Consider the following 16,784-nt stretch of genomic DNA (forward strand, 5'->3'; position numbering starts at 1 on the left):
TTCTTCTTGTAAATGACAAAAAAAAGCTTCACTTTTTTCACAACTTTCTTCAAGGCTCCAGGGTAAGCTTCTCATCGTTTTGTTATTTAAAGAAAATAAAAAAAGCGAAAAACGCTAACAAATGAGCATTTTTCGCAAACGAACAAAATTTTCAATTTTTATTTTACGGAAAACAGTTTTTTCAGCGGATAAGATAAAATAACATACCACACCATGTTCAATAGCAATGTAGGGCCCAACACACGCGTAATAAATAAAATCGGGCTGACATCCGCTAAATGAAAGGCCACTTGAATCAGTACCGCAATCAGTTCATACAACGTGGTAAAAATAACGATCCCAAAAAAACCAGTTAGTAAATTTGTTTGAATTACTTCTTTAAATGTATACATCAACATAACCGAAAGCGTCAGTGCGACTGTATAAATCCCGATAATGCCAATGTAGTAGCTATCGCAAATAAAGCCTAAAATTAACGAAGTAATTAATAAATAACGTTTAGAAAAATTAGGAACGGCAAACATAAACGCAAGTAATAACAGATGTGAACTGGCGAAGTAAACATTACTTGTCCACGTTTCAAAAGACTTTGTTAAATGAGCATCAATTAACATTAAGAAAAACAAGAGAATAGGTGTGACGTATTTTAAATACTCTTTCCGAATCATTCGCTTTCCCCTGCCGATCTTTTCACGACCGTCACAACGGAGATACCATAGACATCCGCATAAGGTTTCACATACACTTCACGATCTAAACCAAAACTATCTGGTTTCACTTTAATAACTGTCCCTACCGCTAAATCGGCTGGGGAATTACCACCTAAGCCAGAAGTCTGAACGACATCGCCTTCTTTTAGAGTGGCATCGCCAGTTAATTGTGACACAATTAATGCATTCGTCTTATTGTCGTAATTTTTAAGTAAACCAAACGATTCGCCATTTGCGGAAGTTACTCGCACAGGGAAATGGTTCGAGTTAACATTTTTAGACGTTAGTAGTTCCACTTTTGCAGTCGTTGCATTGACTTCAATGACACGCCCCACTAACCCTTTTTGCGCCATGACCGCCATGCCCGCTTCAATGCCGTCATTGGTTCCTTTATCGATAATTAATAAGTCTTGCCAAGTATCAGGCGAACGCGTAATGACATTCGCAGTTACTTTTTCATAGTTGGCCAACGTTTCGTTCAGATTCAATTCTTGTTTTAAACTATCAATTTCGCGTTTATAGTTATTGTTTTGGACAGCTAATTCATTATAGCTATCAATTTTTTCTTTTAGACGTTCGTTTTCTTTAAACGTGTTAATTAAATTGCCCATTGAAGACAAGCCGTTTTCCACCACACGAGCTGGAAAAGAAATCACACGATCCACCATACTAACGCTATTATTGACGCCACCTTGAACGACATTGGTTTTGCCTTTTTCAGAACGTTGCGCAGCAGTTAAACTAATAATGGTTACTAAAATAATGACTAAAATTAAGGTAATGATTATATTTTTATTTGGATTAAATTTTTTCACAAAGACACCCCAGATATTCTTCAGACTGATAGTATTAATTTTACCACTAATTGACTATAAACAAAAGAGTTGGCGATCGTCTTTAGCTTTTTTTATCATTTCTTTTTTAGGGCTTGTTTTCAACGAAAAAACCAACGAAAAGAAAGGAAGCTTCCTTGGTTTTCGTTGGTTTAAAAAGAAATTATTTTTCTTTGTTTTCTTCGTTTAATAATGCTTTTCTTGACACGTTGACACGGCCTTGTTTGTCAATTTCAGTTACTTTGACAAGGACTTCGTCGCCTAATTTCACGACATCTTCAACGTTGTTCACACGTTCGTTTGCTAATTGAGAAATATGGATCAAGCCATCTTTGCCTTTAATTAGGTTAACAAATGCACCAAATTTTTCAATGCGGACAACTTTTGCTAAGTAAACTTGACCGACTTCGACTTCTTTGGTTAATTCTTCAATAATCTTGATGGCTTTTTTAATCATTTCAGCATCTGATGAAGCAATACTTACGTTACCGTCTTGATCGATATCAATCTTAACACCAGTTTCATCAATGATGCTGTTGATTGTTTCGCCACCTTTACCAATGACATCTTTAATTTTCGCTGGTTTAATTTGAATCATTTCAATTTTCGGTGCATATTGACTTAATTCTTCACGAGGGGCAGCAATCGTTGTTGTTAATTCTTCTAGAATTTCCATCCGTGCTTTCTTCGCTTGGTCTAATGCTTCCGTTAAAATTTGTTCTGTAATTCCTTGGATTTTGATGTCCATTTGTAAAGCAGTGATTCCGTCTTTCGTTCCCGCTACTTTAAAGTCCATATCGCCAAGGTGGTCTTCTAAACCTTGAATATCTGTTAAGATTGTGTAGTTTTCGCCATCACTAACAAGACCCATTGCAATACCTGCAACTGGCGCTTTAATTGGCACACCCGCATCCATTAATGCTAATGTTCCCGCGCAAATACTTGCTTGTGAAGAAGAACCATTTGATTCTAACACTTCCGCTACTAAGCGGATTGTGTAAGGGAAGTCTTCTTCTGATGGAATAATTTGTGCTAAGGCACGTTCACCTAACGCACCGTGACCGATTTCACGACGACCTGGTGAGCCCGCGCGTCCTGTTGAACCAACAGAGAATTGTGGGAAGTTATAATGATGGATGAAACGTTTGCTATCTTGGACACCCAACCCATCGATAATTTGATGTTCCCCTAAAGGCGCTAATGTACAAACGGATAAAGCTTGTGTTTGACCCCGAGTAAATAAGCCAGAACCATGCACACGTGGTAAAATACTTACTTCTGATGATAAATGACGAATTTCGTCTAATTTACGGCCATCCGGGCGAATCTTATCGATCGTGATTAACTCACGTACGACATCTTTTTCAAGATCTTCCGCAATTTGTTTCACTTCTTTTAGTAATTGCGCTTCTTCTTCATGTTCCGCAAATTTTTCAGCGTAAACTTCTTTGACTGTATCTTTTACTTTGTCAATTTCAACTTCACGTGCTAATTTTTCTTCCGTCATTACGGCTGTTTTCATTGTATTGTAGTACGCATCAAAAATTTCTTTTTTAAGATCAGCGTCCACTTGTAATAAGTCCACGTCCATTTTTGGTTTACCTACAGCGGCAACGATTTCTTCTTGGAACGCCACTAGTTCTTTGATGGCATCAAAACCGAAAAGTAAGGCACCTAACATATCTTCTTCTGATACTTCTTTGGCACCACTTTCAACCATATTGATGGCTTCTTTTGTTCCAGCAACAGTTAATTCAATATCTGTTTGTTCTGCTTGTTCTACCGTTGGGTTTAAGACATATTCGCCATTAATACGACCAACGTCAACACCAGCAATTGGTCCATCAAACGGAATATCTGAAATTGCTAACGCTAAGGAAGACCCAAACATTGCAGCCATTTCTGGTGTACAATCTTGATCCACACTCATAACGATATTCGTGATTTGAACTTCGTTACGGAAGCCTTCTGAGAACATTGGACGAATAGGACGGTCGATTAAACGAGCGGTTAATGTCGCACGTTCACTTGGACGACCTTCACGTTTAATGAAGCCGCCAGGAATTTTTCCTACCGCATACATTTTTTCTTCATAGTTTACAGTTAATGGGAAAAAGTCTACATCTTTTGCTTCTTTAGAGGCAACAGCAGCACTTAAAACGACCGTATCGCCGTAACGTACTAAGACAGCTCCATTGGCTTGTTTGGCTAATTGGCCGATTTCTACTTCTAGTGGGCGGCCGCCCCAAGTTGTTTTAAAGACTTGTTTTTCTGTCATAATTCTTCTCCTTTACTCTTGCTCTTTGGAAAAGTCAGACGGCTACTAAACAAATGAAAAAGTAACAAGTCGTTGCTGCTCTTTCATTTGGTTAGTAGTTCCTAAAAACTTTCCAAAGAGGACCTTCAATAGTGACAATAAGATAAAAAGCGAGATTCTGATTGAACCTCGCTTTATACGTAATGATTAACGACGTAATCCTAAACGTTGGATCAATTCGCGGTAACGTTGGATGTCAGTTTTACGTAAGTAAGCTAACAAGTTACGACGGTGACCGATTTTTTTCATTAAACCACGGTAAGAATGGTGATCTTTTTTGTGTGTACGCGCATGTTCGTTCAATTGGTTAATGTCTTCAGTTAAGACAGCAATTTGTACTTCTGGAGAACCAGTATCTCCTTCATGACGTGCGTATTCTTTAATGATTTCGTTTTTTCTTTCTTGTGAAATTGCCATTTGTTCCACCTCTTTCTCTATTATTCGTCTGGTCACTGAGTGAAGCGTTGGTGACTCGCTAAACCAAGTGATAGATGGTGTGTTTCCACACAAGCTTACTTTACAGGAAACACCGCTAAAATGCAAGCTTAATCTCTATTATTCGATAGTTTTTTTAAACAATCTAGCCCCTTTTTTGGTGATTTTGTGATACACTAAATGGTGGTAAATAACTGATTATTTCAGCGCATGAATAAATAAAAGAAGAATTTTTTTATGTTTCAAAGGAGGAACCATTGAATGATTACAATGAAAGATATTATTCGTGAAGGGAATCCCACACTTCGTGCTGTGGCAGAAGAAGTGCCTGTCCCTATCACTGAGGAAGACCGACAATTAGGTGAGGACATGTTGACTTTCTTAAAAAATAGTCAAGATCCAGTCAAAGCCGAAGAATTACAATTACGTGGTGGCGTTGGTTTAGCTGCACCACAATTAGATATTTCTAAACGAATTATTGCTGTCCATGTTCCTAGTAACGACCCAGAAAACGAAACGCCTTCATTAAGTACGGTGATGTACAACCCTAAAATTTTGAGCCATTCTGTGCAAGATGTCTGTTTAGGTGAAGGGGAAGGCTGTTTATCTGTCGATCGGGATGTACCTGGGTATGTCGTTCGCCATAACAAAATTACCGTCAGTTATTTTGACATGGCTGGCGAAAAACACAAAGTTCGTTTAAAAAACTACGAAGCGATTGTGGTTCAACATGAAATTGATCATATTAATGGCATCATGTTCTACGATCATATTAACAAAGAAAATCCATTTGCTTTAAAAGAGGGCGTTTTAGTCATCGAATAAAGAAAAAAACTGCGCCGTTTGTTTTCAGACAAACGGCGCAGTTTTTTTTAAATGGCCTTCATTTCTTTTAAGGCTTTCCAAATCCCATCATTATCATTTGTATCTGTGACCATCGTAGCCACTTTTTGAATGGAAGGACTCGCATTGCCCATTGCAACGCCAATTCCTGCATGACTTAACATTTCTCGGTCATTTTCGCCATCCCCAAAGGCAATGATATTTTTTGCATCAATGCCCACACGTTTGGCTAAATACGTTAACGTAGCTGATTTTGAGCCATCTTTAGGCACAACATCTACGCTATGTTGATGCCAGCGAATAAAGCGAAATTCTGGGTATTCTTCTTCAAACGTACACTGATCTTCTGCGTCATAAAAAGCCAGCGCTTGGTAAATATCATTTTGACGATAAAAGTGTTCATCATAAGCAGGTGAATGAAAATGAAAAGAGTTCATCGCAATTTCCATTTTTTCAGCACGGTGCTGGTTGCTCTTCTTAATATCATCTAAGCCCACACAAGCAAATCCTAAGCCGCGTTGATCACTGTCTTGTGCCAAACGTTCCAACGCTTCAGCGTGCAATAAATTTTGATAATATTGCTCATGATCCACAAAAGCCGCGGCGCCATTACATAATACGTAATTGGTAAAATCTAAATCCCAAATCACCTCTTGCGCCATATAACGACTTCTGCCAGTTGCCAGCGTAACTAAGTGTCCTTGCTCCCGCAATTTTGCTAGCGCTTCTCTCGTGCTATCCAATGCTTTCTTCTCCGAATTTAACAACGTCCCATCAATATCAAATGCAAAAAGTTTTCTTTCCATCATTTCTCCTTATTCGCTCGCTTTCGCTAAATATTTACTGCCTTCTCGTTGTGCTAAAGGACTCAACACTAATTCTTTCATCAATTCCTCGACCCATTGCGGATTCGTTTTACTATATTGGCGTAATGACCAGCCAATCGCTTTTTGAATGAAGAACTCCTCTGTAGTTCTATCATAAATAATCGCCTTTTTCAACAGGTCCTGATTGGTCTTTTCTTTCAACATCAACTGTAAATTCAGCGCAACACGCCGATTCCAGAAATTTTCAGCGCCATAAAAAAGGGCAAAAATCGTTGGCAATTCAGTCAGATGCAACGCCACCCACGACCCAAAAAATTTTCGCCAAGCATCCACACTATCCCACCACGCTTTTTGTGGAACATAGGCTTTAAACGCTACCACCTCTTCTAATGAAAATCTCCGAACATTTTGAAGGGCTAAATCAATAGCGACATACTGATATTCTCGTTCTGTTTTTTGATAATAAGCCTCAATCTCTTGGCATAATTTTTCCTTTGGCCACGTATGACTTTCTTTTAAAAGTTGTTTACTTAACGCTTGACGTTCTGGGGCGGGGATGCCTGCAAAAACAAATTGGTGTTTCATATAAGCAGACATTTTTACTGCTGTTTCTGGGTTCTTCTGAAATTGAAGTGTGTCCATTCCTTCGCTCCTTATAATAAAAAAACTATACTAAAACAGTGTACCATGTTTTAGTATAGTTGGTTGGTCAATTAATCAAAATACGTTAAGTTTTTGTTGTCTTTATCTAACCAGGCATAGCCGAGACCCATAATTAAGCCACCACCGATAAAGTTACCGATAAAGGCCCAGAACAGATTATGAACAACATTACCAGCTGTGAAAGCTTCAATTGCGCCGTTCGAAGCAAAGTAAGCTAAACTGAAGGCTGGGAAGTTGGCAATCACGTGTTCAAAACCAAGGAACGCAAAGATAAAGATAATGAAAATAATGGCCGCGACTTTGCCGGCATCATCTTTCATTCGCATACTCACTAATACGGCTGTATTAACTACAATATTGGCGAACATAGCTTCAACTAAAATCTGTAGGGTGGTTTTTTCTAATTTTCCAGCAATCGATGTAAAAAAGAAACTATCTTTTGGCAAATCTTGGAACGGTACTGTAAGTGATACCAAGAAGCCAAACAAGACGCCACCAATTAAATTGAATAAGATACAGGTAAATAAAATTTTTGCAGCTAAGGAAAAGTTGACTTTTTTACGATAGACGCCAACAGTCATGTACAACATATTCGAGGTACCAAGTTCGGCATTCATATATAAAATCATCACAAGTGACCAACTGAACATGAAGGCATAAAGCATTTTCCCTAAACCATGAGAAATTCCTTCTCCTTTAATTGCGATTGCAAAAGCAACGGCTGTTCCCAACGTTAAAAATAGACAAGCAAGCATTGCACGAACAGCGTAGCGGGAAAAGCTGTTTGAGAATAAATTCACTTTCTTGTCGATGGATTTATCAATTTGTTCAAACAATGGTGAACCAGACTTCATTGTAAACTCCCTTTCATTCCGTTTTCAACTTATATTTTCAAAACATCTCTCCTTATTCTAATGAGGAAAAGTGTTTTTGTCTACCTTTTTTTCACATTTCACTTTAAAACCTTGACGTTTCCTATCCTATTAAGTATACTAGATTTTGTGTAAAATAATTGCAGCAGAAGAATAATAACTCGTCAACAGTTCATTGCCAAACTTGGTTCAACTGCGTAACCGCGGCTGCAAAGGCGAAGGTTGAAGAATGAACTGAACGAATATGAATTTTTCATCTAATTATTTTACTCCAAAAAAACATTTATTTATTGGAGGAATTTTTAATGTCTCGTTATACTGGACCATCATGGAAAGTATCTCGTCGTCTAGGTATCTCTTTATCAGGTACTGGTAAAGAACTAGCTCGTCGCCCTTACAAACCAGGACAACACGGACCTAACAGCCGTGGTAAAGTTTCTGAATACGGAATGCAATTAACTGAAAAACAAAAATTACGTCATATGTATGGCATGAACGAACGTCAATTCCGTACGTTGTTCATTAAAGCAAGCAAAATCAAAGAAGGTAAACACGGTGTTAACTTCATGGTTTTACTAGAACAACGCTTAGATAACGTTGTTTACCGTTTAGGTCTTGCAACTACTCGTCGTCAAGCACGTCAATTAGTTAACCATGGCCACATCACTGTAGACGGCAAACGTGTTGATATTCCATCATACCACGTTGAAGTTGGTCAAGTGATCGGTGTTCGTGAAAAATCTCAAAACATCTCAACAATTAAAGAAGCAGTTGAAGCAACTGTTGGACGTCCAGCATTCGTAAGCTTTGACACTGAAAAATTAGAAGGTAGCTTCACTCGTTTACCAGAACGTGATGAACTTTACCCAGAAATCGACGAAGCACTTGTCGTTGAATACTACAACCAAAAACTTTAAGATTTCAAAAGGTCGAACTACGGTTCTTACCTTCTTTCAAAACCTTGCCTTTCTTGGCAAGGTTTTTTTCTTTGCCCTCTTTACAAAATTGTTTACTTCCGCTAAACTATTGTTAACCAAATAAAAATAATTGGTTAACAATAGAAAGTGAGGCTTCTTATGAATAAAGCATCGTTACGCTCTTTAATTTTAGCAGCAGAGTTCGCTGTGATTATTGCTGTACTTTCACAATTTACAATTCCATTGGGGATTGTCCCCTTAACTGGACAAACATTTGCCATCGGCTTAACCGCTACCGTTTTGGGCAAACGAACAGGGACCTACGCTATTTTAATTTACTTCTTATTAGGATTAATTGGTTTACCCGTTTACGCTGGGATGTCTAGCGGGTTCGGTGTACTCTTTGGACCAACTGGCGGCTATTTAATCGGCTTTATCTTCAACGGCTTATTAACTGGTTATATTTTAGAAAAAACAACCTTTAACTATACTTGGGCCATTATCGCAAATATTGCCGGCGCCTTAGTTACCTTGGTTTTTGGCATGATTTGGTTGAAATATTCCGCAAATCTGCCGTGGCCAAATGCTTTCGCAGGCGGGTTTGCTCCGTTTATTATTCCTGGTATCATCAAGGCTGTCGCAGCTGCTTATGTTGGTATTTTAATTCGCCAACGCTTTATGAAACGTTTTTTAGCACACCTTTCTTAAGGGGAAAACTTTTTTCTTTTCCTTGTCTGTAGTACACTAAAAGGACAAAGGAGTGAAGTCCATGTCCTCATTATTAAAACGATTGGTTCAGTTGGTTTTGTTAGTCGTCGCTGTCTTGCTGATTCGACACTATGTTTTCTCCCCTGCTGCGGTGAACGGCTCTTCAATGGAACCAACACTTCATAACAACGACCGTTTATGGGTGACCTCGATTAAAAAGCCACAGCGCTTTGATATTATCGCTTTCCCTAGTCCTCGCAACGGCCAACGAGTAGCCAAACGTTTAATTGGTTTACCTGGCGAAACAGTCGAGTATCGCGATGATACCCTTTATATTAATGGTGTATCACTCAGTGAAGATTACTTAGCAAGTGCTAAACGAAATGTCTCTAAAAATGAAAATTATACCCAAGATTTTACGCTAGAGACCTTAGAAGCCACCCAATCCCTGACCGTTCCAGAAGGCATGTATTTTGTCTTGGGGGATAATCGCCCGCGCTCAGATGACAGTCGTTACTTTGGCTTTGTTAAACAAGAGAGTGTGGAAGGTGTTTTGACTTTTCGTTATTATCCGTTAGATAAAATTGGCTTTCCATAAAAATAATAAACCGCCCTCAAAAAGTTAGACTTTTTGAGGGCGGTTTAGCTTTTATTCACGTATTCTTGTTAAGGTCCAGTCACAAGATTCCACGTAACCGCGGCCTTGTATTGTTGCCCTTTAACACCTTGATTGGCTGGCACTTCAAGTTTGACATTATTGAAGGTGAAGTCCAACTGATAAACATTACTACCTGTGAATTGCTTGTTGGCAATAATACTTGTCGCCGTGTTGTTGGCTGTTAAGCTAATGGCACTCGTGGTACCGACCGCATTTTTCAACTCGGTTGGTTGATTGTAATTGGTGAAGCTAGAGACAGGTGCCGCCCCTAATAATAAGCGGGTCGCTGTAGGCAAGCTGTCTGTCGCTGATTTCGGTTGCGACAGTTGCGCCGTTAGGCTCCAATTCGGTTGCGTTTTCTTGATTCGGACATACGGATTCCGTGTACCGTTACCGTAGTAATCCGCGGCTTTTTTCAAGTTGTGTTGTTGCTTACTTCCTGCAACGCCCACTTGGCCGAAGTCGAAGGTTGGCACACTGATGAAGCCTTCGGTCGTTGGCGTGACTACTTCTTGATCATTTGGACGAATTCTCACGAAGTTATCCACTGTACTATCTTTAATACCACCAAATACTACAACTTCTGCTTTCAAAACAGTGTTTGGTTTCCCTGTTGCGCGAGTTGTGAAAGCAATTGAAACTTTTTTGCCGATAGGAACGGCATTTGGTAAAGAAACCCCATTTGTCCAAAGTGTACTATTTACTGGGATTGATTTTGTCGTTTCTCCTTCTGGTGTCACTTCCATGAAGGTCGGGATCGTCAGACCAGCTGACCAATTGGGCCCTTTTTTCAAGGTAAGATTCTGTAAGGGTGCTTTGCTGGTATTCGTGATCGTTGTTGTCCAGATTACATTGGTATTCGTATCGATCACTTCTTTTGGTCGAGTTAATGTGACACTAGCCGTTGGTATTTCTTCTTCATACACCACATTCAAATCGTCATTGTCATCATAGGTTACCCCATAGCTTGGCGCTTTCGTCGTTTTCAAGGGCTCGGTTTTGGTTTTACCTTTGTACCAGCCTTTAAACTTGTAGGTCTTACCACCTGTTGTGTAGGTGTCGGGTAAGGTGCCTGCTTGTTTGAACGTATAGGCATCACTTGTGATTACCGTTTTTTTACCTTGGGTGAAACCTGTTGGTGCTGTGATTTTGGCTCCGCTTGTGTCTACGAAGTTTTCGGTGACACGGCGGTTTTTCAGATAATAATATATGGTACCTGTCGGATACATTTCCACTCCATTTGGCGTAGTGCTTGATCGAATCAACGTCGTTTTATAGAGACTGGAGAAGGCTTGGTTTGTCTCTTCCCAAGTTATTTCTCGCAATTTATACTGTTGATTCTTGACTTTTGTTACCGTGTAGTATAGCGGTTCTGCAGGGTTGTTATATGGGGCGCCCGTAAACATATGCTCGACTCGTTCAGCCACTGGATATTCTTTTCCTTGGTAATCTGTTGGCTTTTTAAAGGTAATATTGAGGTACTGTCTCGGAATTTCAATCAAAGAATTTTTCGTACCAAAATAATTCGCTGTTGTGCCTAACGGATATGTTTTTTGCGGAATCGTCATTGTTTTAAGATTTCCTGTTGCATTACCAGCTGTCAAGGTGTTTAAAGTAGTACTTACACCATCAATCGTCTGAACAACATCTGTTGTTACTTTAAAACCAGTCGGATTAATTAATTGACCATCTTCACCCACGAAGCCAAATTGTACGGTGTTACCGCCATATTTAATTTCCTCATAAATAGTGGTGACATCATCGTCGTCATTATAGGATACATCGTATTCAGGCGTGCGTGTTGTTTCTAATTTTGCTGGTTTGGTTTTGCCTTTGTACCAACCTTTGAATTGGTAAGCTTTGCCATCTGTGTAGTAACTATAAGGCAACTCTTTCGCCAATTTAAAATGATACGTATCACTGCTAATCACCGTTTTTTTACCTTGGGTAAAGCCTGTTGGTGCGGTAATCTTGGCACCGCTTGTGTCTACAAAGTTTTCGGTGACACGGCGGTTTTCTAAGAAATAATACATGGTCTCATCTGTGGTGTAATAAGCAGGTGTATTCCCATCTGCAGTTACACGTGATAAAGCTCCACTAAAATAGGTTTTAGTTGTATCTGGTATCCAATAATCTCGATACATTTGATAAGAGTGAGCCGTGGTTGTTGCAAATAAACCATACTCTTTACCATCTGTTTCTAAACGACTATCAGGTAATGCGCCACCTACGTATCTAAATTTTGTCGTAGCAATTGGATAAGTGGTGCTAGAGCCTGTATAGTACGTGCCTGGTTTTACTGTCGGCAACTTATACTGTTTAGGAACAGTTACGCGAAAATTTGTACTACCAGAAAAAGCAGGATTAACCGTTGGTGTATATGTTAGTTGTTGGCTCGGAATCGTTAACTGTTTCAAATTACCATTATTCACGCCACCAGCTGTGCCGACTTGTTTCGGCGCACCATTCATGATAGTTGTTAAACTGGTCGTCATGTTAAAATTCGTTGGTGCGACTAAAGCACCTTTTTCATCGACAAAACCAAATTTATACGTAACGGCTGGAATCGTCGTGGTCTTTTCTTTTGTTTCCTCATACACCACATTCAAATCATCATTATCATCATAGGTTACCCCATAACTTGGTGCTTTCGTCGTTTTCAAGGGCTCGGTTTTGGTTTTACCTTTGTACCAGCCTTTGAACTTGTAGGTTTTTGTGCCGACTTTGTAGGTATCTGGTAAGGTGCCAGCTTGTTTGAACGTATAATCATCACTTGTGATCACCGTTTGTTTTCCTTGGGTGAAACCTGTGGGCGGTGTGATTTTGGCACCGCTTGTGGCTACGAAGTTTTCGGTAACACGGCGGTTTTCTAAATAATAATAAACAGTTTTATCTGGGGTAGCTAAATTGTAAGTCGCTCCTACGTTACCAGAGTAAACACCCATTGCATAAAGTGTCTCAGTCGTATCCCAGTTCCAATAATATTGTTTGGTGTTATATGATGTATTACTGGTTTTACCTAATTCATATGCATTTGTACCAGGACTTGAACTAACAACCGTACTTGGATTTACAATATCTTTTCTGACCTCATTCGCAAGTGGATATTTCGTTTTATCCCCTGTATAAGTTGCCGTTGGTGAGATTGAAATGGTGCGATAGTATTTCGGAATTTCATGTGTAACACTTCGTGTACCATATGTGGTACCTTCCACAGACTCTGGTAAGGTATAGACTTTTTGTGGAATCGTTAATTTTTTAAGATTCGTTGTCGTTACATTGGTTCCTGTAATCGTTGAAAAAGGTGTTGTTGTACCACTTTTCGTTGTTTCAGACATCGTTGCTTTCAATGTGAAATTAGCAGGAGTGATTAAATTACCTTTTTCGTCTACATAGCCAAAAGTAATTTCTTTGCTAGGTAATGTATAGGTTTTGGTGACTACTTCCTCATACACCACATTCAAGTCATCATTCCCATCATACGTCACCGCATAGCTTGGTGCTTTGGTAGTTGTCAAGGTACTTGGCTTTGTTTTACCTTTGTACCAACCTTTGAACTTGTAGGTTTTACCACCTGTTGTGTAGGTGTCTGGTAAGGTGCCTGCTTGTTTGAAAGTGTACGCTTCACTATTTATAACTGTTTTCTTACCCTGAGTGAATCCCGGGGGTGGTGCGATTTTTTGTCCACTACTATTAACAAAATTCTCATAAAGTTTTTTGTAATAAATATAGTAGGTAATCGTTGCACTATTATTTCCTGCATTAAATTGTCCTGTTGTTCCCACAAGATTGTCACTAAACATAATATTAGTACTTACTCCGCTATGAGGATTAAGATTAGTTATGCGCCACGTCTTACCAGTCGCTTTAGTAAAGTTATATGCTGAAATATCATAGTTGCTTCTCGTATAAGTTGTTGATGTATATGCTCTGGAAGTCATCACACCTGTTCGGCTATCTGGAAATGTTGTTTTAGGCGGCGTTAACACAATTTTATCAATTCTATTGGTGGTAGCTGTAGCAAAATTAATCGCAATGTCGTTACTAAAGAAAAGCCACGAACCCCCATTACTAGTGCCTACAGTTTTTAGTCCTGTATTAAAACTATAAAGTCCATTGCCAGCGTTTGTCATAGTTAAAGGATATCTTAACAGTGTTCCTTCAACTTTAGAGTTGGTTGATTTAAATAGTACTGGATTCATGGAAAGGCTCATTTGTTCCTTACTAGACTGTCCATCCTCATCGTAAAATTTTAAACTCCCTTTTAAACCTAAATTACCAGCAAATTTATCCACATATGTCATTTCATTTCGTCTATTGACTGCACCAAAACCATTAAATCGAATCGTGGAATCGATATATTTTTTTCATTGTGTATACCAGAAGTAATTCTTGTCTGAAAATACAACGTTTTGATATACCCAGTATTTCCAGAAGTTCTCCCGTGTAGACGATTAATAAATGCAGTGACCGTCCTAGTGGACTCTGTCCAAACAAAATATTCGCCACCACTATTGGCATTATGAGAGCCTTCCCCTAGAACTACATTTTGTTCCTCGGGGCCAACTTTAATAATAACTGAAGTGGGTCTAGTCATTCCTGCTGCCAATTTTGATTCAATTCGAATCGGACCAACAATATCTGAATTTGTGTCATCTGTTGTAATATTTTCAAATTTCAACCGATAATCAACTACATCATTGAGACGAACCGTAGTTTTATTCGTTGCCCCTGTAGCTGCCCAGACAAATGCCCTAGGCATAATTTTCGCTTGAACACTGGATGGTTCAAGTATATTTTCTTCTTGAACGATTTCCGTTTTTTCTTTTTGTTCCGCTTCTTTCGTTTCTTCTTCCTGACTCGTATCAGTCGTCTCTTGACTATTTTCCGTACTGGCTTTCGTTGTTTCTTCCTTCACGCTACTTGCTGGTGTTTCTGCCTTGGCACTGCTTTCGGCGGTCGGACTACTTTCAATCGTCACGGTTTCCGCAACTGCCGTCATACCAGAAAAGGCGTTCACTAGCAAAGAACTACATAAGCCAATAGCTGCAAGACGTTGCCATTTATTTCGCTTCATGTCGTCCCCTCTTTCTATGTACGATTCCCGCCAAGCCAATTAAGGCGAAGCCGAGAATGCTCAAATTTGCCTGACTCTTGCTCCCTGTACGAGGGAGCGTTGAGCCAGTTGTGGTGGTCTGTGTCGAACCACCACTTCGTTGATCTCCTTGCGGAGGACCAGCTGGTTCCTTGGGATCAGCAGCTGGCGCATCTGTTTTCGGTGGGGGATCTTTAGGAGCGGGTGTTGTCGGATTTTGGTAAAATTCAATCCCCACCGAACTAGAACCACCATCAGACGCTTCAACATTTATAAATAAACTAGGGGAAAATAGTAGACACGCAATCATTAAATAACGCTTTTTTTTCATTTAAAAACCTCCTTTTGCATTTAAATATCTCTCACAACCTTTTATATACCACTATGATAGCAAAGAAAAGGCTCTTCAAAACAACAGTTTTTTCCAGTTGATACCCCTTATTTCAACAAGTTCCTTATATATCGTGTCTTTTAAGCTACGTTATTTAAAGGAAATAAGGGAAAACAGTAAAAACTATCCCCTTTTTTAAAAAAAGCATCTTTAATTTCTTAAATTTTTACTAGCCAAACCCCATAAAAGCTCACAATGTTAGTGTTTAAAACTAACATTGTGAGCTTTTCTCATTTTTGACGATTGGATAATTCGATAAAATAACACTAAAACACAAAACAACTGTCTGTTTCTCTTATTGGGCAACAGCTAATTGATACAATGGCAGGAGTTGTTGATAGGTTGCCAACATATAAGCGCGTGCTTTTTCAGGGTTTTGCCACAAGTCACTATCTTTGGGAATGATGCGCCCAATTTCAAACTCACCTTTTTTTACATCTCTAAAACGAGTTAAGGCTTTTTCTAAATCCATTTCTGGCAGCGGAGTAATTTGAGGAACCGTATGATCCAAGGAAACATACGTATCTTCTGGTAATGCTTGGAATAATTGCTGATTCTCTAAAAAGGCTTGCGCAATCTGCTTTTCATTTTTAGGATTATCAATGAATGACAACCACATAAACACATAGTCGCCCCAAATGCCTAATTGAAAATGCGGCTGCATTTTATACCCGCGCTTATTCGGACTAAGTGCTGACCAAGTATTTTCTGGTGGATACACGGTGCGACGGCGATGTTGCGCAATATGGACAAACAACTCCGTTCCTAGTTCAGGCGCTAGTTGTTCGGCAAAATATGTGTCTAATTCTTGAAAAATCGGTTGAATTTGCGCACGGATAACCGCCATTCGTTCATCTAATCCAGCAACTTCAAAGGCTGCGAATTCTTTTTCTGTAAACATCAACATTTCTCTAATTCCTCTCTTAACTTGTCTTCCGCTTCTATTTTTGTCGATTTTGCCATGTTTCCAGTGTCATCCCACGATAAACATCTGTGACAATTTTCCCTTTACTAATTCGAGCATTGGGCAGTGTTCCTTCGTAGGTAAAACCAATTTTCTCCATGACACGACCAGAAGCTGGATTGTCTTGATCATGTAAAGCAAAGATTCTCATGAGTTTCATTTTTGCAAAACCCAGTTCAACTAACGCCGTCGCGGCTTCAGGCATGTAGCCTTTGCCCCAAAAGGCACGGTTCAAGACATAGCCTAATTCTCCAATATTATTGGTTTCATTGACCCGCAAATCAATCGTGCCAATCATTTTGCCCGTTTCTTTCACTTCAATCCCATATTTTCCTAAAGGTTCTCCCATAAAATATTTAGCAATGTTTTGTCGTGTTTCAGCGATTGTTTGGTTTTTCAAAAACACATAGCGGACCGTTTCCTCATCTGAAGCATATTCGTACATATCTTCTGCATCGGCTAATGTGACAGGTCTTAAAATCAAGCGTTCGGTTTCAATTCGTTGGTTTTCTGCAAAAATCAATGGATAATTCATGAGCAAAACTCCCTAC

At 39.3% G+C, this 16,784-nt stretch carries 16 protein-coding genes; 4 read left to right on the forward strand and 12 right to left on the reverse strand.

The genetic code is table 11. The features are described 5' to 3' along the window. Nucleotides 1–158 precede the first annotated feature (158 nt). The 4 genes from mreD to rpsO form a co-directional block, all read right to left on the reverse strand. A complete protein-coding gene (gene mreD, locus IGJ24_RS12125) occupies nucleotides 159–668 on the reverse strand; it encodes a rod shape-determining protein MreD (protein ID WP_002354987.1) in 510 nt (169 codons plus the stop codon). Continuing rightward, a complete protein-coding gene (gene mreC / locus IGJ24_RS12130) occupies nucleotides 665–1,525 on the reverse strand; it encodes a rod shape-determining protein MreC (RefSeq protein ID WP_002383273.1) in 861 nt (286 codons plus the stop codon). The genes mreD and mreC overlap by 4 nt, the downstream gene beginning before the upstream one ends. A 181-nt stretch (nucleotides 1,526–1,706) precedes the next feature. Continuing rightward, nucleotides 1,707–3,821, reverse strand: coding sequence for a polyribonucleotide nucleotidyltransferase (gene pnp, locus IGJ24_RS12135; protein ID WP_002367402.1), 2,115 nt, complete (start codon nucleotides 3,819–3,821; stop codon nucleotides 1,707–1,709). Nucleotides 3,822–4,007: 186 nt separating this feature from the next. Further along, nucleotides 4,008–4,277 (reverse strand): 30S ribosomal protein S15, encoded by a 270-nt coding sequence (gene rpsO, locus IGJ24_RS12140; RefSeq protein ID WP_002354983.1) that lies wholly within the window; start codon nucleotides 4,275–4,277, stop codon nucleotides 4,008–4,010. Nucleotides 4,278–4,556: 279 nt separating this feature from the next. Between rpsO and def the strand changes: the two genes are divergently transcribed. Beyond that, nucleotides 4,557–5,120: a peptide deformylase gene (gene def / locus IGJ24_RS12145; protein ID WP_002354981.1), complete on the forward strand. Its 564-nt coding sequence runs from the start codon at nucleotides 4,557–4,559 to the stop codon at nucleotides 5,118–5,120. 47 nt (nucleotides 5,121–5,167) lie between these two features. Here the strand turns inward: def and IGJ24_RS12150 are convergent, their stop codons facing one another. The 3 genes from IGJ24_RS12150 to IGJ24_RS12160 form a co-directional block, all read right to left on the reverse strand. Then, nucleotides 5,168–5,944, reverse strand: coding sequence for an HAD family hydrolase (locus tag IGJ24_RS12150; protein WP_002361040.1), 777 nt, complete (start codon nucleotides 5,942–5,944; stop codon nucleotides 5,168–5,170). Between the two features lie 9 nt (nucleotides 5,945–5,953). Then, nucleotides 5,954–6,607 (reverse strand): DNA alkylation repair protein, encoded by a 654-nt coding sequence (locus IGJ24_RS12155; protein ID WP_002394021.1) that lies wholly within the window; start codon nucleotides 6,605–6,607, stop codon nucleotides 5,954–5,956. Nucleotides 6,608–6,678: 71 nt separating this feature from the next. Next, a complete protein-coding gene (locus tag IGJ24_RS12160; RefSeq protein WP_002365340.1) occupies nucleotides 6,679–7,482 on the reverse strand; it encodes a formate/nitrite transporter family protein in 804 nt (267 codons plus the stop codon). 323 nt (nucleotides 7,483–7,805) lie between these two features. On the opposite strand from IGJ24_RS12160, the gene rpsD reads away from it, so the two are divergent. From rpsD to lepB, 3 genes are all read left to right on the forward strand, one after another. Next, a complete protein-coding gene (gene rpsD / locus IGJ24_RS12165) occupies nucleotides 7,806–8,417 on the forward strand; it encodes a 30S ribosomal protein S4 (protein WP_002365342.1) in 612 nt (203 codons plus the stop codon). Nucleotides 8,418–8,576: 159 nt separating this feature from the next. After that, nucleotides 8,577–9,125, forward strand: a complete 549-nt coding sequence (locus tag IGJ24_RS12170) for a biotin transporter BioY (protein WP_002354975.1) — start codon at nucleotides 8,577–8,579, stop codon at nucleotides 9,123–9,125. Between the two features lie 61 nt (nucleotides 9,126–9,186). Next, on the forward strand, nucleotides 9,187–9,723 hold the full coding sequence (gene lepB / locus IGJ24_RS12175; RefSeq protein WP_010712890.1) for a signal peptidase I: 537 nt from the start codon (nucleotides 9,187–9,189) through the stop codon (nucleotides 9,721–9,723). A 68-nt stretch (nucleotides 9,724–9,791) separates the two neighbouring features. Here lepB and IGJ24_RS12180 read toward each other — a convergent pair whose 3' ends face one another. The 5 genes from IGJ24_RS12180 to IGJ24_RS12200 form a co-directional block, all read right to left on the reverse strand. Next, on the reverse strand, nucleotides 9,792–14,087 hold the full coding sequence (locus IGJ24_RS12180) for a WxL domain-containing protein (RefSeq protein WP_289865690.1): 4,296 nt from the start codon (nucleotides 14,085–14,087) through the stop codon (nucleotides 9,792–9,794). Then, nucleotides 14,084–14,860, reverse strand: coding sequence for a hypothetical protein (locus IGJ24_RS12185; RefSeq protein WP_010823266.1), 777 nt, complete (start codon nucleotides 14,858–14,860; stop codon nucleotides 14,084–14,086). Before IGJ24_RS12185 ends, IGJ24_RS12180 begins: the two co-directional genes overlap by 4 nt. Beyond that, nucleotides 14,847–15,209: an LPXTG cell wall anchor domain-containing protein gene (locus IGJ24_RS12190; protein ID WP_173951039.1), complete on the reverse strand. Its 363-nt coding sequence runs from the start codon at nucleotides 15,207–15,209 to the stop codon at nucleotides 14,847–14,849. Before IGJ24_RS12190 ends, IGJ24_RS12185 begins: the two co-directional genes overlap by 14 nt. 355 nt (nucleotides 15,210–15,564) lie before the next feature. Then, a complete protein-coding gene (locus IGJ24_RS12195) occupies nucleotides 15,565–16,176 on the reverse strand; it encodes a YktB family protein (RefSeq protein ID WP_025193335.1) in 612 nt (203 codons plus the stop codon). Between the two features lie 34 nt (nucleotides 16,177–16,210). Beyond that, the gene (locus IGJ24_RS12200) at nucleotides 16,211–16,768 is read right to left on the reverse strand and encodes a GNAT family N-acetyltransferase (protein ID WP_002398158.1); all 558 of its coding nucleotides are present in this window, start codon (nucleotides 16,766–16,768) and stop codon (nucleotides 16,211–16,213) included. Nucleotides 16,769–16,784: the final 16 nt, after the last annotated feature.

This window comes from Enterococcus sp. DIV0546 (genome assembly GCF_051712785.1).
GTDB classification, from domain to species: Bacteria; Bacillota; Bacilli; order Lactobacillales; family Enterococcaceae; genus Enterococcus; species Enterococcus faecalis.